Source organism: Streptomyces sp. NRRL B-24484, assembly GCF_000717715.1.
Lineage (GTDB): Bacteria > Actinomycetota > Actinomycetes > Streptomycetales > Streptomycetaceae > Kitasatospora.
Genome location: NZ_JOAI01000005.1, coordinates 211,963 through 235,206, shown reverse-complemented (window position 1 = coordinate 235,206; position 23,244 = coordinate 211,963). Strand labels below are relative to the sequence as shown.

Genomic DNA, 23,244 nt, shown 5'->3' with positions numbered 1-23,244 from the left:
AAGGACGCGGCGCATGTCACTGCAGACGGGGGGATTTGCGGCCGGTGCGGCCGAACCGACCGCACCGCAGGTCCGGGCGCTCCTGGACCGGGCCGTCGGCTTTCCCGGCCTCGCGGAGAAATACCGGGGCGCGGCGGACCGCCGCGCCGCCGACCTCCGCATCCTCGACCCGCTCTCCGCCGAGGAACTCCGCGCGGCGGTCTGGTCCGGCGTCCGCGGCGGCCTCGCCAAGGACCGCGGCGCCGTGCTCTACCTCGGCGGCGGCACCACCGCCGAACCCTCCGCGACCCTGGTGCCGAGCTGCCTCTTCGCGGGCGACATCCTGCGCGCCTGGTCTCCGCTCGCCCCCGGCGACGTGCTGCTCAACCTCTCCCGCGGCACCCGGCTCTGGCCGGTCCACGACCTCTGCAACGCGCTCGCGGCACTCTCCGGCTGCTCCGCCATCCCCTACGGCACCCCCGACGCCGACGACCTCGGCCGCCTGGTCGACTTCTTCGAGCAGTGCGGTGCCACCGCGCTCGCCGCGGACACCCCCACCCTGCGCGCCCTGCTGGAGCACTGCCGGCTCACCGGGCGCCGCCCGGACTGGCTGCGCACCCTGCTCTGGGTGGGCGTCGGCCTGGACGGGGCCACCGCCCGGCTGCTCGCCGAGGTCCTTCCGGACGCCGCGGTCTGGGGCCTGTACGGCTCGGTCGAGACCTGGGCGATCGGCTGCAACGGACCGCGCTGCGCCCGCGACGTCTTCCACCCGCTGCCGCACCAGTACGTCGAGCTGGTCGACGGCGAGATCCTGGTCAGCACCCTGCACGAGCTGGCCGTCACCCCGCTGGTGCGCTACCGCACCGGCGACACGGGCGAGTTCGCCGACTGCCCGTGCGGCGCCCCGCAGCCAGGCATCCGCGTCCTCGGCCGCTCGGCGGACGTCCTGTCCTTCCGCGGCGCCCGCTTCGGCCGGGCCGAACTCGTCGCGCTGGCCGCCTCGGTGGAGGAGGTCGCGGCGGCCGGGGCCGAGGTGCTCGACGCCGGGCTGCCCACCGAGCGCCTGCAGCTCTCCGTCCGCACGGTCGAGGGCGCGCCCTCGGACCGGTACCTGTGCGACTGGGTGCGCGAGTGCGTCCTCGCCCGGCACCTGACCCTGCGCCAGGCCGTCGCGGGCGCCCCCGACGCGTTCGAGGTGGTCGCGGCGGCGGTGCCCACCGGCTGAGCCCCGCGGACTCCGCACCGGGGCCGGACCGCCGACGGCGGTCCGGCCCCCGGGCCGTTCGGTGCCCCGCCGGTGGGGCGGTCAGCGGCGGGCCACTCCCGCGGAGCGGGCCTCGGCGGCGACGGCGGCGGCCACGGCGGGAGCCACCCGCGGGTCGAAGGGGCTGGGGACGATCCGGTCCGCGGACAGGTCGTCGGCCGCCACCTCGGCGATGGCCGCGGCCGCGGCGAGCTTCATGCCCTCGGTGATCGTGCGGGCCCGGACGTCCAGGGCGCCGCGGAAGATCCCCGGGAAGGCGAGCACGTTGTTGATCTGGTTGGGGTGGTCGCTGCGGCCGGTGGCCACCACGGCGGCGTACCGGCGGGCGACGGACGGCTCGATCTCCGGCGTCGGGTTGGAGAGCGCGAAGACGATCGCGTCCGGGGCCATCGCGGCCACCGCCGACTCCGCGACCGTCGCCCCGGACAGCCCGATGAACACGTCCGCGCCCCGCAGCGCCCCCTCGATCGAACCCCGGTGGCCGGCCCGGTTGCTGTCGGCGGCCAGCGCGGCCTTCACCGGGTTGAGGTCCGTCCGGCCGGGGTGCAGCAGGCCCTTGCTGTCGCCGACCGCGATGTCCCCGATCCCGGCGGCCAGCAGGATCCGGCTGACGGCGACGCCGGAGGCGCCGGCACCCGCCACCACGGCCCGCATCTCCGACAGCGGCCGCCCGGTGACCCGCGCGGCGTTGCGCAGGGCGGCGAGGGCGACCACGGCGGTGCCGTGCTGGTCGTCGTGGAAGACCGGGATGTCCAGGTCGGCGCGGAGCCGCTCCTCGATCTCGAAGCAGCGCGGGGCGCTGATGTCCTCCAGGTTGATGCCGCCGAAGCTGGGGGCGAGGTGCCGGACGGTGGCGATCAGCGCCTCGGTGTCGGTGGTGCCGAGGCAGACCGGCACCGCGTCGACGCCGGCGAACTCCTTGAACAGCAGGGCCTTGCCCTCCATCACCGGCAGGGCCGCGGCCGGGCCGATGTCGCCGAGGCCGAGGACGGCGGTGCCGTCGCTGACCACCGCGACGGTGTTCGCCGCCCAGGTGAACTCGTGGGCCAGCTCCGGGTGTTCGGCGATGGCGGTGCAGACCCGGGCGACCCCGGGGGTGTAGGCGAGCGACAGGTCGTCGGTGCCGCGCAGCGGCACGGTCGACCGGGTCTCCAGCTTGCCGCCGCGGTGCAGGTCGAAGACCGGCTCCAGGAACGGCACGATCGGGTCCACGGGCGGGGCGAGGTCGGTCATCGGGGTCCTCCGGGAGGGTGGGGACGGGCTGTCCCGTCGCTGGTGGAGCGCTGACTGGGGCCGGTGGCCTGCGGAGGGGCCGCGGGCGGGGCCGGCCGGGACGGCGGCCGGGCGGGTGCGGCGGTCGGCGGGCGGGCCCGCCGGCGTCTCAGGGACGTGCGGCCGGGCCCAGCTGGGCGGTGAGTTCGGCGGTGAGGCGGTCGAGGTCGCGGGCGTGGCCGTGGGCGGCGATGTGCCCGTCGGGGCGGACGAGGTAGTAGCCGGGCCGGTGGCAGCCGGTGTGCCGGACGGCGACGGGCAGCGGGACGCGGGCGGTCCGGACCGCGGGGCGTCCGGCGGCGCGCCGGTCCAGTTCGGCGGCCCAGCCGGCCGGGCCGACGGCGGCGAGGGTCCAGCCGGCGGGTTCCCCGTCGGAGCCGGCCGGTGCGGTCGCGGCGGCCAGCGGGCGGGGCAGCACGGCGCCGGTCCGCAGTCCGCCGGGCAGCCGCCCGCGGAGGCGGCAGCCGGTGAACCCGGACGGCTCCTGGGTCTCCCGCAGGGGCGGGTAGGCGAGCCGGCGTCCGGCCATCACCGGTCCGTAGAGCCGGGAGAGCAGGCCGGTGCGGTCGCCGAGCCGGAAGGCGGCGTCCCGGACGAGGACCTCGGCCGGGCCGTCCACCAGCCATGCGCGGGTCTGGATGTCGGTGTCGCGGACGACCCGCCGGGCGACCGCGGAGCGCTCCGGCCCGTAGCCGTCGAGCAGGGCGGCGGGGGCTTCGCCGTGGATCACCGCCGCGAGCTTCCAGGCGAGGTTGTGGGCGTCCTGCAGGCCGGTGTTGAGGCCCTGACCGCCGGCCGGGCTGTGCACGTGGGCGGCGTCGCCGGCGAGGAAGACCCGGCCGAGCCGGAAGTCCCCGGCGTGCCGGGCGTGCACCCGGAAGACGCTCTGCCAGACCGGTTCGCCGATCCGGACGCCCTGCGGGCCGCGCTCGTCGACGATCTCCTGCATCATCGCGACGCCGACCTCCTGGCCCGGCGGCAGGCTGGAGAAGAAGCGGAAGATGCCGTCGGGCAGGGCGACGACGACCAGCGCGCCCTGCGGGGACTGGTAGTAGTGCGCCTGGTCGGCCGGGAGTTCGCCCTCGATCGGGGCGTCCACCAGGGCGAAGGCGGTCTCGTAGGTGCTGCCGAGGAAGCCGGTGCCGATCTGGGCGCGGACGGCGCTGCCGGCGCCGTCGGCGCCGATGACGAAGGGCACCCGGGTGCGCTCGATCCGGCCGTCCCGGTGCTCCAGCACGGCGGTGACCCCGTCGGTGGCCTCGATCCGGCCGGAGAAGTCGAGGCTGTCGAAGCAGAGCAGGCGGACGCCGCGTTCGACCTTGCCGCCGAGTTCGTGCAGCCGGGCCTCGACGACCTCCTCGGTGGCGCTCTGCGGCAGGCAGAGCGGGGCGAGGTCCTCGGTGAAGCCGAAGGTGCCCAGCGGCCGCCGGTCCGAGTAGTAGCGGAAGGCGTTGATCCGGACGGAGGCGGCGCGGATCGCGTCCAGCATGCCGAGGTCGTCGAGCACGTCCAGCGTGCGCGGCCAGAGCAGCAGGGCCTTGGGGAGGCGGGCGGCGGTCGGCGCGCGGTCGACGATCCGGACGCGGACGCCGCGACGCAGCAGCTCGCAGGCGGCGAGCATGCCGGTCGGTCCCCCGCCGACGACCAGGACGTCGACGTCCGATGCGGTGATCGCTTTGTCTGTCATGGAACTGACTCCTCGTCTGCCCGGAGGCTGAGTAGCAGATTGACGCTGTGCATAAGATATCTTATGGTCGTCTCGGTTTGTGAAGTACGTAGATGACTGATGGATGGGGGAAGTGATGAGCGTCCTGGCGGAGCAGGACCTGGCCGCGCCGCGCGCGGGCCGCACGGCCGGCGGCCCGGCGATCATGGTGGCGGTCGCGCTGGCCAGCGTGATGCTGCCGCTCACCGTCACCGGGCCGGCCGTGGCGCTCCCGGCGCTGGCGACCGACCTGGGGGCCGGCGTCGGCGCCGCGCAGTGGGTGCAGAACGCCTACGGCGTCACCTTCGCGGCCTGCCTGCTGGCCGCCGGCGGCCTCGCCGACCGGTTCGGCCGGCGGCGGGTGCTGCTGATCGGCATCCAGGTGTTCCTGGCGATGTCGCTGGTCTGCGCGCTGGTGCCGAACATCGTGCTGGTCGACCTCGCCCGGGCGCTGCAGGGCGTCGGCGCCGCCGGGGTGCTCACCAGCGGCGCGGCGGTCCTCGCCGCCTCCTTCGACGGGCCGGCCCGGGCCAGGGCGTTCGGCGTGCTCGGCGCCTCCTTCGGCTTCGGCCTGGCGCTCGGCCCGCTGGTCGCCGGCGTGCTGGTGGGCTCGGTCGGCTGGCGGGCGGTGTTCCTGCTGAACGTGGTGCTCGGGGCGGTCGTGCTCGCCCTGGTGCCACGGCTGCCCGAGTCCCGCGACCCGGCCGCCGGCCGCGTCGACCGGGGCGGACTGGTGACCTTCAGCGGCAGCCTGGGCCTGCTGGCGCTGTACTTCGTCGAAGGCCCGGAGCAGGGCTGGACGAGCGTCGCCGCGATCGGCTCACTGGTCGGTGCGGCCCTGTTCATGCTGCTCTTCGTGCTGGTCGAACAGCGCGTCGAGCGGCCGATGTTCGACCTGTCGCTGTTCCGCCGGCCGACCTTCGTGGTGGTGGTCTGCCAGCCGTTCACCATCACCTTCGGGTTCGTGGTGCTGCTGGTCTACCTTCCGCAGTACCTGCAGGGCGTCGGCGGCCGCAGCGCCACCGAGGCCGGCGCGCTGCTGCTGCCGCTCACCCTGCCGGTGCTGGCCCTGCCGCTGGTCGCCGGGAGGATCGCCGCCCGGCTGCCGCTGCGGGTGATGCTCGCCGCCAGCTCCGCGCTGATCGCCGCCGGCTCGCTCTGGCTGGTGGTGCTCGGCCCGGACGCCGGCTGGGCGCAACTGACCGGACCGCTCGCGGTGTTCGGCATCGGCGTGGGCAGCGCCTTCGGCGTGATGGACAACGCCGCGGTCAGCGTCGTCCCGGTCGAGCGCTCCGGCATGGCCTCCGGCATCTTCAACACCATGCGCATCACCGGCGAGTCGGTGGCCATCGCCGGGGCCGGCGCGCTGCTGGCCGGCCTCTCCGCCGCGGGCCTGCAGGGCCGGGTGCCGGGGCTGGACGCGGCCGGCGAACGCGCCCTGGCCGGCGGCGCCGTGCAGGGCCGGCTGGGCGAGCAGCTCGGCACCCTGCCGGCCGGCGTCCGCACTGCGGCCTCGGACGCGGCCGCCGACGCCCTCACGTCGGCGATGCACACCGGCTTCGTCGTCCTCGCCGTGCTCGCGCTGATCGGGGCGGTCACCACCTTCGCGGTGGTCCGCGACCGGGAGCTCACGAGCACCTCCTGACCGCGTCCGGCGCGGGCCGCCCCCGTGCCCGCGCCGGACGCACCCCGGGCTCCGCACCGCCCCCACACCCACGAACACCCCACCGCCCTTCGACAGAGGAGAACACCGCACCATGCGCACACGACAGTTGGGCAGCACCGGGATCACCGTCGGCGCGATCGGCCTCGGCTGCATGGGCATGAGCTTCGCCTACAGCCCGACCCGCCGCGACGACGCGGAGTCGATCCGGGTGATCCACCGGGCGATCGACCTCGGCGTCACCCTGATCGACACCGCGGACGTCTACGGCCCGCACACCAACGAGGAGTTGGTCGGCCGCGCGATCCGCGACCGGCGGGACGAGATCGTGCTGGCCAGCAAGGCCGGCCTGGTCGTCCGGGACGGCGAGATCCTGCCCGACGGCCGCCCCGAGCACCTGCGCGCCGCCGCCGAGGGCTCGCTGCGCCGCCTCGGCGTCGACCGGATCGACCTCTACCAGCTGCACCGGGTCGACCCGGCGGTGCCGGTCGAGGAGTCCTGGGGCGTGCTCGCGGAGCTCGTCCGCGAGGGCAAGGTCGGCGCGATCGGCCTCTCCGAGGCGACCGTCGGGCAGCTCGACGCCGCGCACGCCGTCCACCCGGTGGCCACCGTGCAGAGCGAGCTCTCGCTGTGGAGCCAGGACCAGCTCGACGAGGTGGTGCCGTGGGCGGCCCGCCACGGCGCCGGCTTCATCGCCTACTCGCCGCTCGGCCGCGCCTTCCTCACCGGCGCCATCACCTCGGCCGCCGCACTGGAGGGCGAGGACTGGCGGCAGGGCAACCCGCGCTTCCAGCCGGAGGCGATCGAGGCCAACCAGAAGCTGGCCGAGGGCGTCGCCGAGGTGGCCGCCCGCTACGGCGCGACGCCCTCGCAGGTCGCGCTGGCCTGGGTGCTGGCGCAGGGCGAGCACGTGGTGCCGATCCCCGGCACCAAGCGGCTCGCCTACCTGGAGGAGAACGCCCGCGGCGGCGACCTGGCCCTGGACGCCGAGGACCTGGCACTGCTGACCCGGCTCGGCGCCACCGCCGTCGGCACCCGGTACTGACGGCGGGCCGCGCCCCCGGCCGGTCCCCGCAGCCACCACGCGCACCACCGGCGAACCGCCACCGCAGCCACCACGCGCACCACCGGCGAACCGCCACCGCAGCCACCACGCGCACCACCGGCGAACCGCCACCGCAACCATCGCGGCGCCCCGCCGCCCGGACCGCGGCCACCCCCCCACCGGGCGGCGGCCGCGGCCCGGCGGGCCCGCCCGCCGCGGGCACCCGCACCGAGGGCGCCCGCCGCACCGGTGCCAGGCCGACCCCTGGACCGCATCCGAGGAGCAACGAGGAGGAACCGCATGACCACCGCACCGCTCGCCCCCGTCGAGGCACCGCGTCACCCGGCCGAGGCAGTCCCGCTGTCCTGGGCCACCACCCTGGACCGCGGGCTGGTCCACCGGGACGCCGTCGGCGAGGTCTTCGTCACCGACCTGCGCGGCGACGAGGACGGTCACTACACGGCCGCCGCCCAGCTGCCCCGCTCGCACGCCTACTACGGCGACCACCTGCTCCGGCCCGGCACCCACGACGCGGTGCTGCTGCTGGAGGCCGCGCGGCAGGCCACCCTGGCCGGGGCGCACCTGTTCCACGGCATCCCGACCGACCACAAGTTCATCCTGACCTTCCTGCGGATCCACCTGATCCGGCCGCAGCTGCTGACCATCGGCGACAGCCCGCTCGACCTGGTGCTCAAGGTGACGGTGACGGACCGCCGGGTCCGCGAGGGCCGGGTGACCGGCCTCGACCACCGTGTCGACCTCACCGTGGACGGCACCGTGATCGGCTGGGCCGGCGTCGGTCTGCGCTTCCGCGACCCGGCCGGCTACCGCGAGATGCGCCTGCGCAACCGCGACGGCGCCGAGCTGCCCAGCACCGCGGTGCTGCCGCCGCAGACCGGCGGCACGGACGGCCCCGGCCTGCCGGCCGCCCCGGACCTGGTCGGCCGCGCCGACCCGCGCAACGTGGTGCTGCTGGACCCGCGGCTCGCCGACGGCGGCGCCACCGCGCTGCTGCGGATACCGGCCGGCAACCCGAGCATGTTCGACCACCCGCAGGACCACCTGCCGGGCATGGTGCTCGCCGAGGCCGCCCGCCAGCTCGCCCTGTTCACCGCGCTGGACACCCGCGGGCTGTCCGCCGCCAAGACCTTCCCGGTCGACCTGGCGGTCACCTTCGCCCGGTTCGGCGAACTGGAGCCGCGGACGGTGCTGACGGCGACCCTCGGCGACGAGAAGCCGCTCGGCGCGGAGGCCGGCGAGCACACGTACTACACCCAGGGCGGCCCGCTCGACCTGGACGAGGCGGAGCCGGGCGCCGCGGTCACCCAGCTGCCGGTCGTGGTGGACGCCCGCCAGAACGGCGAGTCGATCGCCCGTTTCGTCCTCTCGCTGGCGCGCATCCGCGGCTAGCAGGCTGTACGCGTACCCGGCGGGCCCGGGCGCACCGGCCGGGTGCGGCCCGGTCCCGTGACCGACCGACAGCACAGCAGGGGGAGACCGATGTCCAGCACCGCCGCCGCCTTCTTCGACGTGGACGAGACCCTCGTCCGGGTCAAGAGCATGTTCCACTTCCTGGAGTTCTACCTGCGCCGCCGCGGTGAGCCGGAGGGCACCTTCGCCCGGCTCACCGCCGACCTCAGGGCCGCCGCCGCGGCCGGCACGCCCCGGCAGGTCGTCAACCGCGCCTACTACCGGCTGTACGCCGGGGAGAGCGCCGAGCGGCTGGCCGCGGCCGGCGAGGCCTGGTTCGAACGGGCCGTCGAGGACGACCTGTTCGTGCCGGAGACGGTCGACGCCGCGGAGCGGCACCGGGCCGCGGGCGACGCCCTCGTCCTGGTCTCAGGCTCCTTCTTCGCCTGCCTCGACCCGATCGCCGCCCAGCTGCGGGCGGACTGGACGGTCGGCACCCGGCCGGTGGTCCGCGGCGGCCGGCTCACCGGCGAGGTGGTCGTCCCGGTGATCGGCGCGGTCAAGGGCCGGGTCGCCTCGGCGGTCGCCGGCGTGCGCGGCCTGGACCTCGCCCGCTGCGCGGCGTACGGGGACCACTCCAGCGACATCCCGCTGCTCGCCGCGGTGGGCCGGCCGGTGGCGGTCGGCGACGACCCGGTGCTCACCGCGCACGCCGAACTCGCCGGCTGGCAGCGGCTGGTGCCGGCCGAGCCGGTGCGGGCGGCGGTCTGACCCAGGGGGTGCCGAGACACCCCCGCGCCCGCGCACCCCCGCCCGGCGGGCCCGGGGGAGCGGCGCGGACGGCACCCGGCCGGGGCCGTACCGCGCGGCGGTAGGCCCGCACCGACGACAGGAGGGGACCATGACACCGATCGGCATCGTGGGCACCGGCTCGTACGTGCCCGCGGAGGTCGTCAGCAACGAGGAGGTCGCGGCCGGGGCGGGCGTGACCGCCGAGTGGATCGAGGAGCGGACGGGCATCGGCCGGCGGCACCGCGCCGCCCCGCACGAGGCCACCTCCGACCTCGCCGCCGAGGCGGCCCGCAGAGCGCTCCGGCAGGCCGGGGTGACGGCCGACCGGCTGGCCTTCGTGGTGGTCGCGACGTCCACCCCGGACCATCCGCAGCCCGCCACCGCCAGCATCGTGCAGCACCTGATCGGCGCCCGCCGGGCCGCCGCCTTCGACGTCAACGCCGTGTGCAGCGGCTTCGTCTACGGGCTGGCCGTCGGCACCCAGATGCTCCGCGGCGGCACCGACCCGGCGGCCCCGTACGGACTGGTGATCGGCGCGGACATCTACTCCCGGATCCTCGACCGGGAGGACCGGAAGACCGCCGTGCTGTTCGGCGACGGCGCGGGCGCCGCGGTGCTCGGACCCGTCCCGGCCGGGCTCGGCGTGGTGCAGACCCTGCTGCAGGGCCGCGGCGACCAGCACCGGCTGATCGGGGTCGCGGCCGGCGGCAGCCGCCGGCCGGCCTCGGCGGAGACGGTCGCCGACGGCGGGCACTGGTTCCGGATGGACGGACGGGCGGTGCGCGGCTTCGTCCACGAGGCGCTGCCCGGCGCGGTCTCCACGCTGCTCCGGCGGGCCGGGGTGCCCGCCCGGGAGGTCCGGCACTTCGTGCCGCACCAGGCCAACGGGGTGATGCTGAACCAGGTGTGGCCCGAGCTCGGACTGCCCGGCGCCACCATGCACCTGACGGTCGACCGGCACGCCAACACCGGCGCCGCCTCGGTGGCCGTCACCCTCGACACCGTGCACCGCCGCGGCGGCCTGGAGCGCGGCGACCTGGTGCTGCTGGCCGGCTTCGGCGGCGGGATGAACATCGGTGCCGCCCTGCTGCGCTGGGCCGTGGACCAGCCGGTCGGCCCGCTCGGCGAGCCGGTGTACCGGGCCGAGGACGAGGCGGCCGACCGGCTCGCCTCCTGGGGGCTGCTCTCCGGGGCCGCCCTGCGCTGAGCGGGCCCGGCGGGCCGCGGGACCCGGACCGGACGGCCGGCCGGGCCCCGCGGCCTGTCCGCGCCCTCCGCGGTCCGGTTGCTCCGGGTCGCTCCGGTCGCTCCGGTCGCTCCGGTCGCTCCGGGGCGGGTGCACCACGTCCGGGTGCCGCCCGGGCGGCGTACGGAGGAGCGCCCGGTGACGGTTGTCTGACGCTCCGTCGGTGTTCAGTAAAGGGATGTCAAAACCGGTCGGGCCGAGCCGAAAACCCCTTCGAAAACAAACCGGTTGGTCTGTAGGATTGGGGACACCCGGTGAACGCCCGAAGGGGGATTTGTACGGTGTCCCAGATGCTGGATGTGCGTCCGGAGGACGTGCTGTTCGCCCGCACGGTCGACCGTGCGCTCGTGCACCGGGCCGCGGTGTCGGAGGTGCTCCTGACGGACTGCCGGCCGGTCGGCGACCTGGACTTCGTCCTCGGCGCCCAATGGCCCCGCGGCCACGGCTTCCACCTGCCGGTGGCGGACCGCTGGTACGACCCCGTCCTGCTGGCGGAGACGGTCCGCCAGGCGGGCCTGGTCGTCGCGCACACCGCCTTCGGCGTCCCGCTCGACCGGCACTTCCTCATGTGGGACGTCGCCTTCGAGGCGGACCCGGCCGCGCTCGCCTTCACCGGTGCGCCCGCCAACCTCTCGCTGATGGCCACCTGCGAGGACGTCCGCCGCCGCGGCACGGGCCTCGCCGGCATGCGGATCCGGATGCACGTGCTGCGCGACGGCCGCGCCCTCGGCGCCGCCACCGGCGCGCTCAGCTGCACCACCCCGGGCGCCTACCGCAGACTGCGCGGCGACCGGACGGCCGCCGCGCAGGAGCGGCCGCTGCCGCCGCTGCCCGTGCCGCCGCCACTGGTCGGCCGCGACCGCGCCGCCGACGTGGTGCTCGCGCCCACCGCGGAGCCGCAGGTCTGGCAGGTCCGCTCGGAGCGCAGCCACCCGGTGCTGTTCGACCACGAGGTCGACCACGTGCCCGGCATGGTGCTGGTCGAGGCGATGCGGCAGGCCGCCTGCCTCGCCACCGGCCGGCCCGCGCCGCTGGTCACCGGGCTCTCGGCGTCCTTCCGCCGGTACGTCGAGTTCGGCGAACCCTGCCTGGTGCGGGCCCGAACGGGCGCCGCCTCGGTGCACGGAACGGCGGTCGAGGTCGTCATGGAGCAGGGCGGCGAGACCGTGGCGCAGGGCAGCCTCCGGGTCCTGCCGACCGGCTGAGCCGCCGTCCGGTCCGGGCCCGCGCCACGGGACGGCGCGGGTGCCTCGGGGGCTCAGGCCCCGGTCGGCGCGTTCGACAGCGCCGCCGCGGCCCGGCCCAGCAGGGCCAGCAGCCGTTCGCGCTCCTCGCCGTCGAACTCGGCGTCGAGTGCCTGCTCCACCGCCATCGCCGCCTGGTCGGCCTTGGCCAGCAGGGTGCGGCCGCTCCTGGTCAGCCGGGCCTCCAGGATGTGCTGGTGGATCGGGTGCGGCTTGCGCTCGACGAGCCCGCGTCCCTCCAGGGTGCCCAGCACGGAGGACATCGTCTGCGGCGTGACCAGGCAGCGCCGGGCCAGGGCCGCCCCGGACAGCCCGGGCTCCTCCGACAGCACCAGCAGCACGGTGTACTGCGGGGTGCTGAGCTTGAACGGGCGCAGCGCCGCATGCTTGGCCGCGATCAGCTCCTGTTCGGCGCGCTTGATGTGGTGGCCGAGGCGCTGGTCGATAGGCATCGTCATGCCCCCTGTATATCAGGCATCTTAGGCCTATATGAAGCCTGCGTGTCGCGGAGGCGGTACCGTACCGCGCGGTCGGTCCGTTCCGGGGCCGCCGCGCGGTGCTGCGCCGTGCCCGTGCCCGGGCGGCCCGCGGCGGGCCCTGGGCCTCCCGGCCGCCCGGGCGGGACCGGTCCGACACACCGTCACCCGGCGGTCCCCGGGCGGGGTGCGGACGTACATTGGCGGAATGATCACGTACGTGGAGCGGCAGGCGGGGGAGCTGGCGGCGGCAGGCCGCTGGCCGGAACTGCTCGGACTGTTCCGGCGGCTGCGCGGGACCGCCTCCCGCACGGCCGGCCCGATCGGGCACCTCATCGCGTACGCGGCGCCGCCGGAGCACGCCGCCCGGCTCTTCGACCACGACGGCGGCCCGTACGCCGCCGGCGAGCACGACCACGACGCGGGACCCTTCTGGGAGGTCCTCGCCACCCGGCACTCCTGGCGGCGGCTGGCCCCGCTGCTGGAGCCGGCACCCGTCCGGCGGCTGGTCGCCCACACCCGGGCCCTGCTCGGCGAACAGGTCGCCGGGTGCGCCGAGGCCGACCCGGAGGGCGTGCCCCTCGCACTGGAGCCCTGGGAGCAGGCGGGCTGGGAGGAGGCCGTCCGGGTGCGCGACTACCTGCCGGCCGGTGGTGCCCGGCGCGCCCTGTTCGCCCTGCCCGACACCCGCGAGGACCTCGGCAGCCTCGACCTCCCCGCCGCCGGACGGCCCGTCGCCGGCGCCGCCGCGGCCCGGCCGTCGGCCTCGCTCGCGCCGTGGCTCACCACCGTCTGCGTGCAGGGCACCGCCCCCGACGCGGCCGCCCAGCTCGCCCCCGGCCGGCGGGTGCTGGCCGGCCACCTGCCGTTCGCCGCGGCCTACCCGGCGCTCGTCCAGGCAGCCTCGGGTGCGCCCCGGCTCGGCACCGCCCACGGCCGCCTCGCCGTCTGGCACCTGCTCGCCGCCATGGCCGGCACCGCCCGGCCGGTCGCGGCCGAGGTCAACGCCCTGGTCGCCCGGCTGCGCTGCCTCGCCTGGTCGGAGCCCCGCGACGAGCTCTGGTACCTGCACCTCGCCCTGGAGGACCCGGCCACCGGCCTGGCCTGGGCGGTCAGCGGCACCGCCGAGGCCTGACGCCGCCGGCCCGGCCGCCCCGGGAACGCACGACGGCGCCCCCGGAGGATCCGGGGGCGCCGTCGGGGCCGGGGGTCGGCTCAGGCCTTGCTGGTCTCCACCTCCGGCGCCTGCGGCTGCGCCGGGACGGTGCCGGTGTGCGGGTCGGCGAGGGCGGACTCGTCGAACGGCAGCCCGCCCGCCAGGACGAGGTCGAGCCGCTCGCGGTCGAGCTCGCCCGTCCAGTGGCCGATCAGCACGGTGGCCACCGCGTTGCCGGCGAAGTTGGTGAGCGCCCGGGCCTCCGACATGAAGCGGTCGATGCCGACGATCAGGCCGACGCCGTCGACCAGCTCCGGCCGGTGCGACTGCAGGCCGCCCGCCAGCGTCGCCAGGCCGGCGCCGGTGACCCCGGCCGCGCCCTTGCTGGCGATCACCATGAAGAGCAGCAGCGAGAGCTGCTGGCCCAGCGACATCGGCTTGTCCATCGCCTCCGAGATGAAGATGGAGGCCATGGTGAGGTAGATCGCGGTGCCGTCCAGGTTGAAGCTGTAGCCGGTCGGCACGGTGATGCCGACGACCGGACGGCTGACCCCGAGGTGCTCCATCTTGGCGATCAGCCGGGGCAGTGCGCTCTCCGAGGACGAGGTCGACAGGATCAGCAGGAACTCGCGGCCGAGGTAGCGCAGCAGCGAGAACACGTTGACCCCGGTGATCAGCCGCAGAAGCAGGCCGAGCACCACGGCGACGAACAGCGCGCAGGTCAGGTAGAAGCCGAACATGATCATCGCGAGGCTCTTCAGCGCGGCGGTGCCGGTGGCGCCGACCACCGCGGCGATCGCGCCGAAGGCGCCGATCGGGGCCACCCACATGATCATCGACATGATGCGGAAGACCAGCCGCTGCAGGTGCTCGACACCGCGCAGCACCGGCGCGCCGACCGGGCCCATCGCCTGCAGGGCGAAGCCGGCCAGCAGGGCCACCAGCAGGGTCTGCAGCACCTTGCCCTCGGTGAGGGCGGAGAAGAGCGTGGTCGGGATGATGCCGAGCAGGAAGTCGGCCGTCCCGGTGGCCTCGCCCGCGGCCGCCTGGGCGTGCCCGGACTTGGCGAGGGCGCTGGTGAGGTGCAGCCCGGCTCCGGGCTCGATCAGGTTGCCCACCAGCAGGCCGATGCCCAGCGCCACGGTCGACATCACCAGGAAGTAGCCGAGTGCCAGTCCGCCGACCCGGCCGACCTTGGCGGCCTTGGTGACCGACCCGATGCCGAGCACGATGGTGCAGAAGATCACCGGGCTGATCATCATCTTGATCAGATTGACGAAGCCCGTGCCGACCGGCTTCAGCTCCACCGCCACGTCCGGCGCGGCGAGGCCGAGGACGATGCCCGCGGCCACCGCCGCGATCACCGCCAGGTAGAGGTAGTGCGTACGGTCGGCTCTGCGGCGGACTGCTCCTGCGCTCGACATCCCACGGCTCCTTCGCCCTGCTGTCCCTGACGGCCCCGGGGGAGGGCCGGTGAAGACTATGGGCGCCGCCGTGACGCGGGTCACGTTTGCGTTCATAGAGTTCACGCCGGGCGGTGCCGCCGCCGGGGGCGGACCGTGCACACTGGCCGGTATGCGCATCCGCCCAGGCCGTCCGGCCCGCACGGCCCCGCCGGTCCGACCGGCCACGGGGGACCGTCCCGTGCGCCGGCCGCTGCGCAGCCTCGCCGGGCAGCTCTTCGCCGTGCAGGTGGTGATCGTGGCCGCGGTGGTCGCCGGCGGCGCCGTGCTCGCCTACCTGTTCACCGAGCACCGCACCCACGACGCCGCGGTCCGCCAGGTCACCGCCGCCGCCCGGGCCGTCGCCGACGCACCGGCCGTCGCCGAGGCCGCCACCGGCCCGGAGCCGACCGCCGTGCTGCAGCCCTACGCCGAGCGGGTCCGCCGGGACACCGGCGTGGACTTCGTCACCGTCATGGACACCCACGGCATCCGCTGGGCGCACCGCGACCCGGCGCAGATCGGCCGCCCCTTCCTCGGCCACATCGACGGGGCGCTCGCCGGCCGCACCACCAGCGAGACCTACACCGGCACCCTCGGCCCGTCCGTCCGGGTCGTCACCCCGATCCTCGACGGGCGGGGCCGGGTGGTCGGCCTGGTCAGCTCCGGCATCACCCTGGAGTCCATCAGCGCCCGGCTGCGCGGCCCGCTGCTCGCCCTGGTCGGCGTCGCGGCGGGCGCCCTCGCGCTCGGCGGCGCCGGCACCTACCTCGCCAACGCCAGGCTCCGCCGCCACACCCACGGCATGGGCGCCGCCGAACTCAGCCACCTGTACGACTACCACCAGGCCACCCTGCACTCCGTCCGCGAGGGCCTGGTGCTGCTCGACCGCGCGCACCGGGTGGTGCTCTGCAACGACGCCGCCCGCGAACTCCTCGGCCTGCAGGGCGAGGTGGAGGGCCTGCCGTTCGACGCGCTCGGCCTGCCCGAGTCGCTGGTGAGGGCCGTGCTCGCACCGGAACCGGCCCACGACGAGGTGCACCTGACCGCGGAGCGGGTCGTGGTGCTCAACACCTCGCCGATCGGCACCGGCCTCGGCAGCGTGCTCACCCTCCGCGACCACACCGAACTCCAGTCGCTCACCGGCGAACTGGACAGCGTCCGGGGCTTCGCCGACGCCCTCGGCGCGCAGGCCCACGAGGCCGCCAACCGGCTGCACGCCGTCGTCTCGCTGGTCGAACTCGGCCGCCACCAGGACGCGGTGGACTTCGCTACCGCCGAACTCGAACTCGCCCAGCGCCTCACCGACAAGGTGGTCGGCGCGGTCGGCGAACCCGTCCTCGCCGCACTGCTGCTGGGCAAGGCCTCGCAGGCCGCCGAACGCGGCGTCGACCTCGTCCTCACCGAGGACAGCCGGATCGACGACGGCGTGCTGCCGCCCGACCTCGCCGCGCGCGACCTGGTCACCGTGCTCGGCAACCTCATCGACAACGCCGTCGACGCGGCGATCGAGAACGCCGCCGAGCACCCCGGCCCGCCCGAGGTCACCGTCGTGGCCCGGGTCGACGACGGCCACCTGCTGATCCGGGTGGCCGACTCCGGCGCCGGCATCGCCGCCGCCGCCGTCGGCGAGGTCTTCCGGCGCGGCTGGACGACCAAGCAGCACGGCCGCGGCCTCGGCCTCGCGCTCGTCGCGCAGACCGCCCGCCGCAACGGCGGCACCGTCGAGGTGGGCAGAGACCGCGGCGCCGTGCTCACCGTCCGGCTGCCGCTGCAGCGGGAGGCCGCCCGATGACCGCGGAGATCTCCGTGCTGGTGGTCGAGGACGACCCGGTGGCCGCCGACGCGCACGGCCTCTACGTCGCCCGTACCCCCGGATTCCGGGTGGCCGCCACCGCGCACAGCTGCGCCGGGGCGCTGCGCGCCCTGGAACGGGCCCGGGCCGCCGGCACCCCCGTCGACCTGGCCCTGCTCGACCTCTACCTGCCGGACGGCCACGGGCTGCAGCTCTGCCGCACCCTGCGGGCGGCCGGCCACACCACGGACGTCATCGCCGTCACCTCCGCCCGGGACCTGGCGATGGTCCGCCAGGCGGTGTCGGCGGGCGTCGTCCAGTACCTGCTGAAGCCGTTCAGCAGCGCGGCGCTGCGCGAACGGCTCGACCGCTACGCCCGCTACCGGGCCAGCCTCGGCCGGCCCGGCGAGGCGGTCGGCCAGGACGAGGTCGACCAGGCCTTCGCCCTGCTCCGCACCCCCGAACGGTCCGCGCTGCCCAAGGGGTTGAGCGCCCCGACGCTGGAGACCGTGGCCGGGGTGTTGCGGGCCGCCGACGCCGGGCTCTCCGCCGCGGCGGCGGGCGCCGCCGCCGGGGTCTCCCGGATCACCGCCCGCCGCTACCTGGAGCACCTGGTCGACACCGGGCTCGCCGTCCGGGAGCCGCAGTACGGCCAGGTCGGCCGGCCCGAGCTCTGCTACCGCTGGCGCAGTTGATCAGACCCGCTCGGCGACGGCGAGGAAGCGCTCGTCGGTGTCGGTGTACGAGACCGTCCGCCAGCCGTTCGCGGCCAGCAGCGGACGGAGGTTGGGCTCGGCCCGCAGGTCGTCCGGGGTGAGCGCGCGGCCGTGCCGGGCGGCGAGGGCGGCCCGCCCGATCGGGTGGTAGAGCGCGAGACGGCCGCCCGGCGCGGTCACCCGGGCGAGTTCGCTCAATCCCTCGGCGGGCCCGTGCAGATGGGCGATCAGACCGGCGCCGAACACCAGGTCGGCCACCCCGTCGGGCAGCGGCAGCCGGGCGCAGTCGGCCTGCACCAGGGCCGCGACCGGGCGGTGGGCCGAGGCCACGGCCAGCATCTCCGGCGTCAGGTCCACCCCGAGCACCGTGCCCCGGGGCCCGACCGCGTCCCGCAGCAGCGGCAGCGCCCGCCCGGTGCCGCAGCCGGCGTCGATCACGAACGCGCCCTCGCCGGGGGCCAGTTCGGCGATCGCCGCGGCGTACCGCGGCCCGTCGTCGGGGAACTTCGCGTCCCACCCCGCGGCCCGGACCGCGAAGAACTCCCGGGTGCGTGCGCGCTCCGCACGCTCGTCCTCGCTCATGCGCCGCAGTCTAGGGGCCGGGCCGAGCGCCCGGGGGCGGCCGCGGCCGGTGCACCCGCTCGGGCCGTGACCTTTCGGCGGTCGGCTCGTTGGGGCAGGGCGGAGCCTTGGGCAGGTCGACTTCGGGGTGAAATGTCCGGTCCTGCGGCGGCGGACCGGCTCCAACCGGTAAAGTTAGGCTTACCTAACTTTGCGAGGAGAGCCTGCCCGTGAGCCCCACCGTCGACACCGCCGCCCCGGCCGGTGACGCCATCCTGCGCCGCCAGCGCATCCGCGAGTCCGCCGCCCGCACCTACGCCCGGTCCTTCCCGATCGTGCCGGTCCGGGCCAACGGCATGACCGTGGAGGGGGCCGACGGACGGCGCTACCTCGACTGCCTCAGCGGGGCCGGCACCCTCGTGCTCGGCCACAACCACCCCGTCGTGCTGGAGGCCATCCGCCGCACCCTCGACGGCGGCGCCCCGCTCCACCTGCTCGACATCGCCACCGCCGAGAAGGACGACTTCACCACCGCCCTCTTCGAGGCGCTGCCGCCCGCCTTCGCCGCCCGCGCCAAGGTGCACTTCTGCGGCCCGGCCGGCACCGACGCCGTCGAGGCCGCCCTCAAGCTCATGCAGACCGCCACCGGCCGCAGCGGCGCCCTCGCCTTCACCGGCGCCTACCACGGCATGACGGCCGGGGCGCTCGCCGTCACCGGCTCGGTCGCCGTCAAGGCCCCGCTGCCCGGCGGCGGCGAGGTCACCCGGCTGCCCTACCCGTACCCGTACCGCTGCCCCTTCGGCGTGGGCGGCGAGCGCGGCGCCGAGCTGTCCGCCGCCTACACCGAACGGCTGCTGGACGACCCGGCCGGCGGGGTCACCGCCCCCGCGGCGATGATCCTGGAGGCCGTCCAGGGCGAGGGCGGGGTCGTCCCGGCGCCGGACGACTGGCTGCGCACCATGCGCCGGATCACCGCCGACCGCGGCATCCCGCTGATCGTCGACGAGGTGCAGACCGGCGTCGGCCGCACCGGCGCCATGTGGGCGGTGGAGCACAGCGGCATCGAACCGGACGCGATCGTCCTCTCCAAGGCCATCGGCGGCAGCCTCCCGCTCGCCGCCGTCGTCTACCGCGAGGAGTACGACGGCTGGCGGCCCGGCGCGCACACCGGCACCTTCCGCGGCAACACCCTCGCCATGGCGGCCGGCGCCGCCACCCTGCGGTACGTCGCCGCGCAGGGTCTGGTCGAGCGCTCCCGGACGGTCGGCGCACGGATGGCCGCCCGGCTCGCGGGCCTGCAGGGCCGCCTCCCGGTGATCGGCGACGTCCGCGGCCGCGGCCTGATGCTCGGCGTCGAACTCGTCGACCCGGCCGGCACCCCCGACAGCTGCGGCGCCCTGCCCCCGGACCCGGCGCTCGCCGTCCGGGTCCGCGAGGCCTGCCTGCGGCGCGGCCTGATCGTCGAACTCGGCGGCCGCCACGGCGCGGTGCTCCGCCTGCTGCCACCGCTCACCATCACCGACGAGCAGGCCGAGGCCGTCCTCGACCGGCTCGCCGACGCCCTCGACGCCGCCTCCCGGGCGCAACCGTGAGACCCCCGGCCGGCTCGGACGCCCTCTCCGGCGGCAGGGCCGGCCCCGCCGCACTGCGGCCGCTGCTGGACGAGGTGCTGGCCGCGCTCGCCGCCGGGGCCGAGGACCGCGGCGGCCCCGTCCCGGCCGGCCGGCCCGAGGAGATCGCCGGGCTCGTCCGCGCCGCCCTCGCCGCGCCGCCCGGCCCGGACGCGCTGGCCCGGCTCACCCGGCTGCTCGCCGCGTACGCGGCCGACCCGGCCGACCCGGCCTGCGCCGCCCACCTGCACTGCCCGCCGCTGGCCGTCGCCGCCGCCGCGGACCTGGCGGTCAGCGCCCTCAACCCCTCCCAGGACTCCTGGGACCAGGCCCCCGCCGCCACCGCTCTCGAGACCGCCCTGCTCGCCGAACTCGCCGCCCTGGCGGGCCTTCCGGCGACGGCCGCGGGCGTGCTCACCTCCGGCGGCAGCGAGTCCAACCTGATGGGCCTGATGCTCGCCCGCGACCGTGCCCTCCCCGGTGCCGAGCTGCACGGCCTCCCCGCCGGCGCCCGGCCGCGGATCCTCGCCTCCGCCTCCGCGCACTTCTCCGTCCAGCGCGCCGCCGCCGTCCTCGGCCTCGGCGAGCGGGCCGTCCGGCCCGTCCCCGTCGACCGCACCCTGCGGATGGACGGACGCGCCCTGGCCGACGCCCTCGCCGACACCGTCCGCCGCGGCGAGACCCCGATCGCCGTGGTCGCCACCGCCGGCACCACGGACACCGGCGCCGTCGACCCGCTGCACCGCGCCGCCGACCTCGCCGCCCGGTACGGCGCCTGGCTGCACGTCGACGCCGCGTACGGCGGCGGCGCCCTGCTCTCCGGCCGCCTCGCCCCGCTGCTCGACGGCATCGGGCGCGCCGACTCCCTCTCCCTCGACTGGCACAAGCTCGGCTGGCAGCCCGCCGCCGCGGGCGTCTTCCTCGTCCGCAGTGCCGAGACGTACGCCCCGCTCGCCCGGCGCGCCGTCTACCTCAACCCCGCCGACGACGAGGAGGCGGGCTACCCCAGCCTGCTCGGCCTCTCGCTGCGCACCACCCGCCGCCCGGACACCTTCAAACTCGCCGTCACCCTCGCCGTGCTCGGCCGGGACGGGCTCGGCGCCCTGGTCGACGCCTGCCACCGGCTGGCCCGGTACACGGCCGAGGCCGTCGCCGCCGAACCCGAGCTGGAACTCCACTGCCCACCGGTGCTCACCACCGTGGTCTTCCGCTACCGGCCCCGGTCGGCCGCCCCCGCCCGGCTCGACCGGCTCAACGCCGAACTCCGCCGCGACCTGCTGCGCACCGGCCGGGCGGTCGTCGGCCGCACCGAACTCCCCGGCGACGGCGACGGCCGCGTCCGCCTGAAGCTCACCCTGCTGAACCCGCACACCGCACCCGCGGACCTGGACGCCGTCCTCGCCGCCGTGCTCGCGGCCGGGCGCCGGGCGGAGGAATCGCACAACTTCGGGTGACGGCCGGTCAGATCCTTTCGGAGAAAAGCACACTGGTCATTCCTGCGGTGATTTGTTAATCGGCACCGATTCGTTCCGTGGACATACCGTGCGACGCCTGTCCAGCACTTTTCAGCCGCGCCCGGTGGGAATTCTGCCAATCCCTTGGGCGGGCTTGCCGGACCGGTGAAGACCGGCGGTAGCTTCTCGTGGTCGCCGCCACACCGGGAGCACACGGCTCCCCGGGACCAGCGGCGCGAGGGGGCTCCGCCGTGCCGTCTTCGGCCTGCTCGCGGGCGATCCGAGCCCGTCCCGCCCCCGTCTCCCGGCCCCGTCCGAAGCGCCCCACCCCGGCGCCGGACCCGTGCGGCCGCCCTGCACGCGCACCTTCGGCCCGGTGAATCCGCGGCCGTCCGCACCCGTCCCCGTCCGGCGGAGGAATCGGCATGAGCGAAACACTGCTGAGCACCACGATCGACGAATTCCAGGCATTCCCGTACTCCGCGCGGTGCCACCGCGTCTTCGCCCGCGGCGACCACCTGCTGATCGGTGTCAGCCCCGGCAACAGCTATTTCAGCGCCCGCCGCATCACCCAACTCGTGCACTGGGGGAAGGAGTTCTTCGCCACGGTGGACATCGTCCACGCCGACCTGCACGTGGACGCCCAGTTCGGCGCCCAGGGCTATCCGCCGGAGGCCGCCGCCCGGCGCGCCGCCAAGGAGGTCAAGGCCACCCGGCGACGCGTCGAGCGCGGCGCCGCCGACGCCGGCCGCCCGGGCGTCCGCACCCACGCCCTCTCCGACTTCACCGGCGGTGAGACGTACCGCCGGCTGCACGCGGAGGTGCTGGCCGCCCTGGCGGACGACCGCCCGTTCCGCGAGGCCGCCGAGCGGATGGCCCTCGGCTTCCTCCGTGCCCGGCTCGACGGCGCCGCGCCGACCGCCGACCAACTCGCCGCCGGCCTGCGCTACATCGCGGCCGAGCTGCCCTTCTTCCTGGACACCCCGGCCCTGCTCGGCGTGCCCAGCTCCGTGGCCTGCTACCACGTCGAACTGCCGCTCACCCCGGTGCTGTTCGGCCGGCCGGACGGGCTGCGCGCGGCCCCCGGCCAGGCCTACGCGGTGGTCCGTCCCGCCGACGCCGCGGCCGACCGCCGCGCGGCCTGAACCCCGGCCACCGCACCACCACCCTCACCCCTGCCCTCGCGAGGAGCCCGATGACCGTCACCGAACAGCCCGAGTTCACCTTCCCGCTCTCCCGGCGGGGCGACCTCGTCCCCGAGGAGGTGGCCGCCCTCCGCGAGAAGCACCCGGTGGCCAAGGTCCGCACGATGACCGGCGATCCGGCCTGGCTGGTCAGCAGCTTCGACCTCGCCCGGCAGGTCCTGGAGGACGAGCGGTTCAGCCTCAAGGACACCGCCAACCCCGGCGTCCCGCGCCAGTACGCGCTGACCATCCCGCCCGAGGTGGTCAACAACATGGGCAACATCAACAGCGCCGGGCTGCGGCAGGCCGTGATGAAGACCCTCAACCCGCGCGCCGACAGGGAGTTGGCGCCCTGGCTGGCCGCCGAGGCGCACCGGCTGATCGACCGGCTGGTCGAGCAGGGCGCCCCCGGCGAACTGCGCGACGGCTTCACCGAGCCCTACTCGGCCGCCCTGCACTGCCGGCTGCTCGGCATCCCTACCGACGACCGGCGGCGGCTGATGGCCGGGATCGACGTCGCCTTCCTCACCAGCCCCACCCCGTTCGAGGGCTCGACCGCCAACTGGTACAAGGACCTCGGGTACATGGTCGACCGGCTCAACGCCGACCCGGAGCCCACCGAGGGCCTGCTCGGCCGCTTCGCCGAACTGCGCCGCTCTCCGGACGCCGCCGACCGGATCCCCGACGAGCTGCTCGCCACCGTGGCGCTCTCGCTGTTCGGCGCCGGCGCGGTCTCCACCTCCTCCTTCCTGCTGCACGCCGTGATCGTGCTGATGCAGCAGCCGGAACTGGCCGAGCGGATCCGCACCGAGCCGGGCGTGATCGACCGCGCGGTGGAGGAACTGCTGCGCTGGAACCTGTCCATCGGCGACGCGCTGCCCCGGCTGGCCACGGCCGACGTGCAGCTGGGCGAGGTGCTCGTCCGGGAGGGCGAGCTGGTGCTCGTGCTGGTCGAGGGGGCCAACCACGACCCGGCGGTCTTCCCGCACCCCGAGCGGATCGACTTCGACCGCCCGGAGAACCCGCACCTCGCCTTCGGCGCCGGCCGGCACTTCTGCCCCGCCTCGGCCCTCGGCCGCACCCACGCCGGGATCGCCCTGACCGCGCTGGTCGAACGGCTGCCGGAGCTGAGGCTCGCCCTGCCGGTGGAGCAGCTCGCCTGGCGTCCCGGCTTCATCAAGCGGCTGCCCGAGCGCCTGCCGGTGCTCTGGTAGCCGAGGCGACCCGGGG

At 75.9% G+C, this 23,244-nt stretch carries 19 protein-coding genes; 14 read left to right on the top strand and 5 right to left on the bottom strand.

Translation table 11 applies throughout. From position 1 onward, the window contains the following. Positions 1 to 13 precede the first annotated feature (13 nt). Complete coding sequence (locus IE98_RS44300; protein WP_052390203.1) at positions 14 to 1,204, top strand: AMP-binding protein; 1,191 nt, start codon at positions 14 to 16, stop codon at positions 1,202 to 1,204. 81 nt (positions 1,205 to 1,285) lie between these two features. On the opposite strand, the gene IE98_RS0106620 is transcribed toward IE98_RS44300, so the two are convergent. Together IE98_RS0106620 and IE98_RS0106615 are read right to left on the bottom strand one after the other, a co-directional pair. Further along, complete coding sequence (locus IE98_RS0106620) at positions 1,286 to 2,476, bottom strand: NAD(P)-dependent malic enzyme (protein WP_052390202.1); 1,191 nt, start codon at positions 2,474 to 2,476, stop codon at positions 1,286 to 1,288. 148 nt (positions 2,477 to 2,624) lie between these two features. Then, the gene (locus IE98_RS0106615) at positions 2,625 to 4,202 is read right to left on the bottom strand and encodes an FAD-dependent monooxygenase (RefSeq protein ID WP_030265654.1); all 1,578 of its coding nucleotides are present in this window, start codon (positions 4,200 to 4,202) and stop codon (positions 2,625 to 2,627) included. Between the two features lie 115 nt (positions 4,203 to 4,317). On the opposite strand from IE98_RS0106615, the gene IE98_RS0106610 reads away from it, so the two are divergent. From IE98_RS0106610 to IE98_RS0106585, 6 genes are all read left to right on the top strand, one after another. Continuing rightward, complete coding sequence (locus IE98_RS0106610; protein ID WP_234443427.1) at positions 4,318 to 5,865, top strand: MFS transporter; 1,548 nt, start codon at positions 4,318 to 4,320, stop codon at positions 5,863 to 5,865. A 112-nt stretch (positions 5,866 to 5,977) separates the two neighbouring features. After that, complete coding sequence (locus IE98_RS0106605; RefSeq protein WP_030265650.1) at positions 5,978 to 6,928, top strand: aldo/keto reductase; 951 nt, start codon at positions 5,978 to 5,980, stop codon at positions 6,926 to 6,928. Between the two features lie 300 nt (positions 6,929 to 7,228). After that, a complete protein-coding gene (locus IE98_RS0106600; RefSeq protein ID WP_052390201.1) occupies positions 7,229 to 8,338 on the top strand; it encodes a ScbA/BarX family gamma-butyrolactone biosynthesis protein in 1,110 nt (369 codons plus the stop codon). A 90-nt stretch (positions 8,339 to 8,428) separates the two neighbouring features. Continuing rightward, complete coding sequence (locus tag IE98_RS0106595; protein WP_030265645.1) at positions 8,429 to 9,109, top strand: HAD family hydrolase; 681 nt, start codon at positions 8,429 to 8,431, stop codon at positions 9,107 to 9,109. A 130-nt stretch (positions 9,110 to 9,239) separates the two neighbouring features. After that, positions 9,240 to 10,337: a 3-oxoacyl-ACP synthase III family protein gene (locus tag IE98_RS0106590; protein WP_078660807.1), complete on the top strand. Its 1,098-nt coding sequence runs from the start codon at positions 9,240 to 9,242 to the stop codon at positions 10,335 to 10,337. A 329-nt stretch (positions 10,338 to 10,666) separates the two neighbouring features. Beyond that, on the top strand, positions 10,667 to 11,581 hold the full coding sequence (locus tag IE98_RS0106585) for a ScbA/BarX family gamma-butyrolactone biosynthesis protein (protein ID WP_052390200.1): 915 nt from the start codon (positions 10,667 to 10,669) through the stop codon (positions 11,579 to 11,581). Between the two features lie 53 nt (positions 11,582 to 11,634). Here IE98_RS0106585 and IE98_RS0106580 read toward each other — a convergent pair whose 3' ends face one another. Further along, on the bottom strand, positions 11,635 to 12,078 hold the full coding sequence (locus tag IE98_RS0106580) for a MarR family winged helix-turn-helix transcriptional regulator (RefSeq protein ID WP_030265636.1): 444 nt from the start codon (positions 12,076 to 12,078) through the stop codon (positions 11,635 to 11,637). A 226-nt stretch (positions 12,079 to 12,304) separates the two neighbouring features. On the opposite strand from IE98_RS0106580, the gene IE98_RS0106575 reads away from it, so the two are divergent. Continuing rightward, a complete protein-coding gene (locus IE98_RS0106575; RefSeq protein ID WP_030265634.1) occupies positions 12,305 to 13,231 on the top strand; it encodes a hypothetical protein in 927 nt (308 codons plus the stop codon). A gap of 80 nt (positions 13,232 to 13,311) precedes the next feature. On the opposite strand, the gene IE98_RS0106570 is transcribed toward IE98_RS0106575, so the two are convergent. Further along, positions 13,312 to 14,676: a cation:dicarboxylate symporter family transporter gene (locus IE98_RS0106570; RefSeq protein ID WP_030265632.1), complete on the bottom strand. Its 1,365-nt coding sequence runs from the start codon at positions 14,674 to 14,676 to the stop codon at positions 13,312 to 13,314. A 151-nt stretch (positions 14,677 to 14,827) separates the two neighbouring features. Here IE98_RS0106570 and IE98_RS0106565 point away from each other — a divergent pair, with 151 nt between their 5' ends. Together IE98_RS0106565 and IE98_RS0106560 are read left to right on the top strand one after the other, a co-directional pair. Further along, positions 14,828 to 16,489 (top strand): sensor histidine kinase, encoded by a 1,662-nt coding sequence (locus IE98_RS0106565; protein WP_078660806.1) that lies wholly within the window; start codon positions 14,828 to 14,830, stop codon positions 16,487 to 16,489. After that, on the top strand, positions 16,486 to 17,184 hold the full coding sequence (locus tag IE98_RS0106560) for a response regulator (protein ID WP_030265626.1): 699 nt from the start codon (positions 16,486 to 16,488) through the stop codon (positions 17,182 to 17,184). The genes IE98_RS0106565 and IE98_RS0106560 overlap by 4 nt, the downstream gene beginning before the upstream one ends. On the opposite strand, the gene IE98_RS0106555 is transcribed toward IE98_RS0106560, so the two are convergent. Further along, complete coding sequence (locus IE98_RS0106555) at positions 17,185 to 17,787, bottom strand: class I SAM-dependent DNA methyltransferase (RefSeq protein WP_030265618.1); 603 nt, start codon at positions 17,785 to 17,787, stop codon at positions 17,185 to 17,187. Positions 17,788 to 17,990: 203 nt separating this feature from the next. Here IE98_RS0106555 and IE98_RS0106550 point away from each other — a divergent pair, with 203 nt between their 5' ends. The 4 genes from IE98_RS0106550 (at position 17,991) to IE98_RS0106535 (ending at position 23,228) form a co-directional block, all read left to right on the top strand. Further along, positions 17,991 to 19,358: a diaminobutyrate--2-oxoglutarate transaminase family protein gene (locus tag IE98_RS0106550; protein WP_030265615.1), complete on the top strand. Its 1,368-nt coding sequence runs from the start codon at positions 17,991 to 17,993 to the stop codon at positions 19,356 to 19,358. Beyond that, positions 19,355 to 20,830 carry a pyridoxal phosphate-dependent decarboxylase family protein gene (locus tag IE98_RS0106545; RefSeq protein ID WP_030265612.1) on the top strand — a complete coding sequence of 492 codons (1,476 nt, stop codon included), beginning with the start codon at positions 19,355 to 19,357 and terminating at the stop codon, positions 20,828 to 20,830. The genes IE98_RS0106550 and IE98_RS0106545 overlap by 4 nt, the downstream gene beginning before the upstream one ends. Positions 20,831 to 21,255: 425 nt before the next feature. Beyond that, positions 21,256 to 21,975: a tRNA-dependent cyclodipeptide synthase gene (locus tag IE98_RS0106540; protein ID WP_030265608.1), complete on the top strand. Its 720-nt coding sequence runs from the start codon at positions 21,256 to 21,258 to the stop codon at positions 21,973 to 21,975. A 50-nt stretch (positions 21,976 to 22,025) separates the two neighbouring features. Continuing rightward, the gene (locus tag IE98_RS0106535) at positions 22,026 to 23,228 is read left to right on the top strand and encodes a cytochrome P450 (protein ID WP_030265605.1); all 1,203 of its coding nucleotides are present in this window, start codon (positions 22,026 to 22,028) and stop codon (positions 23,226 to 23,228) included. Positions 23,229 to 23,244: the final 16 nt, after the last annotated feature.

Excerpts from the sequence above, each read along its gene's own strand:
- IE98_RS44300 (WP_052390203.1), top strand. The coding sequence starts at position 14 with ATGTCACTGCAGACGGGGGGATTTGCGGCCGGTGCGGCCGAACCGACC.
- IE98_RS0106620 (WP_052390202.1), bottom strand. The coding sequence starts at position 2,476 with ATGACCGACCTCGCCCCGCCCGTGGACCCGATCGTGCCGTTCCTGGAG.
- IE98_RS0106615 (WP_030265654.1), bottom strand. The coding sequence starts at position 4,202 with ATGACAGACAAAGCGATCACCGCATCGGACGTCGACGTCCTGGTCGTC.
- IE98_RS0106610 (WP_234443427.1), top strand. The coding sequence starts at position 4,318 with ATGAGCGTCCTGGCGGAGCAGGACCTGGCCGCGCCGCGCGCGGGCCGC.
- IE98_RS0106605 (WP_030265650.1), top strand. The coding sequence starts at position 5,978 with ATGCGCACACGACAGTTGGGCAGCACCGGGATCACCGTCGGCGCGATC.
- IE98_RS0106600 (WP_052390201.1), top strand. The coding sequence starts at position 7,229 with ATGACCACCGCACCGCTCGCCCCCGTCGAGGCACCGCGTCACCCGGCC.
- IE98_RS0106595 (WP_030265645.1), top strand. The coding sequence starts at position 8,429 with ATGTCCAGCACCGCCGCCGCCTTCTTCGACGTGGACGAGACCCTCGTC.
- IE98_RS0106590 (WP_078660807.1), top strand. The coding sequence starts at position 9,240 with ATGACACCGATCGGCATCGTGGGCACCGGCTCGTACGTGCCCGCGGAG.
- IE98_RS0106585 (WP_052390200.1), top strand. The coding sequence starts at position 10,667 with ATGCTGGATGTGCGTCCGGAGGACGTGCTGTTCGCCCGCACGGTCGAC.
- IE98_RS0106580 (WP_030265636.1), bottom strand. The coding sequence starts at position 12,078 with ATGACGATGCCTATCGACCAGCGCCTCGGCCACCACATCAAGCGCGCC.
- IE98_RS0106575 (WP_030265634.1), top strand. The coding sequence starts at position 12,305 with ATGATCACGTACGTGGAGCGGCAGGCGGGGGAGCTGGCGGCGGCAGGC.
- IE98_RS0106570 (WP_030265632.1), bottom strand. The coding sequence starts at position 14,676 with ATGTCGAGCGCAGGAGCAGTCCGCCGCAGAGCCGACCGTACGCACTAC.
- IE98_RS0106565 (WP_078660806.1), top strand. The coding sequence starts at position 14,828 with ATGCGCATCCGCCCAGGCCGTCCGGCCCGCACGGCCCCGCCGGTCCGA.
- IE98_RS0106560 (WP_030265626.1), top strand. The coding sequence starts at position 16,486 with ATGACCGCGGAGATCTCCGTGCTGGTGGTCGAGGACGACCCGGTGGCC.
- IE98_RS0106555 (WP_030265618.1), bottom strand. The coding sequence starts at position 17,787 with ATGAGCGAGGACGAGCGTGCGGAGCGCGCACGCACCCGGGAGTTCTTC.
- IE98_RS0106540 (WP_030265608.1), top strand. The coding sequence starts at position 21,256 with ATGAGCGAAACACTGCTGAGCACCACGATCGACGAATTCCAGGCATTC.
- IE98_RS0106535 (WP_030265605.1), top strand. The coding sequence starts at position 22,026 with ATGACCGTCACCGAACAGCCCGAGTTCACCTTCCCGCTCTCCCGGCGG.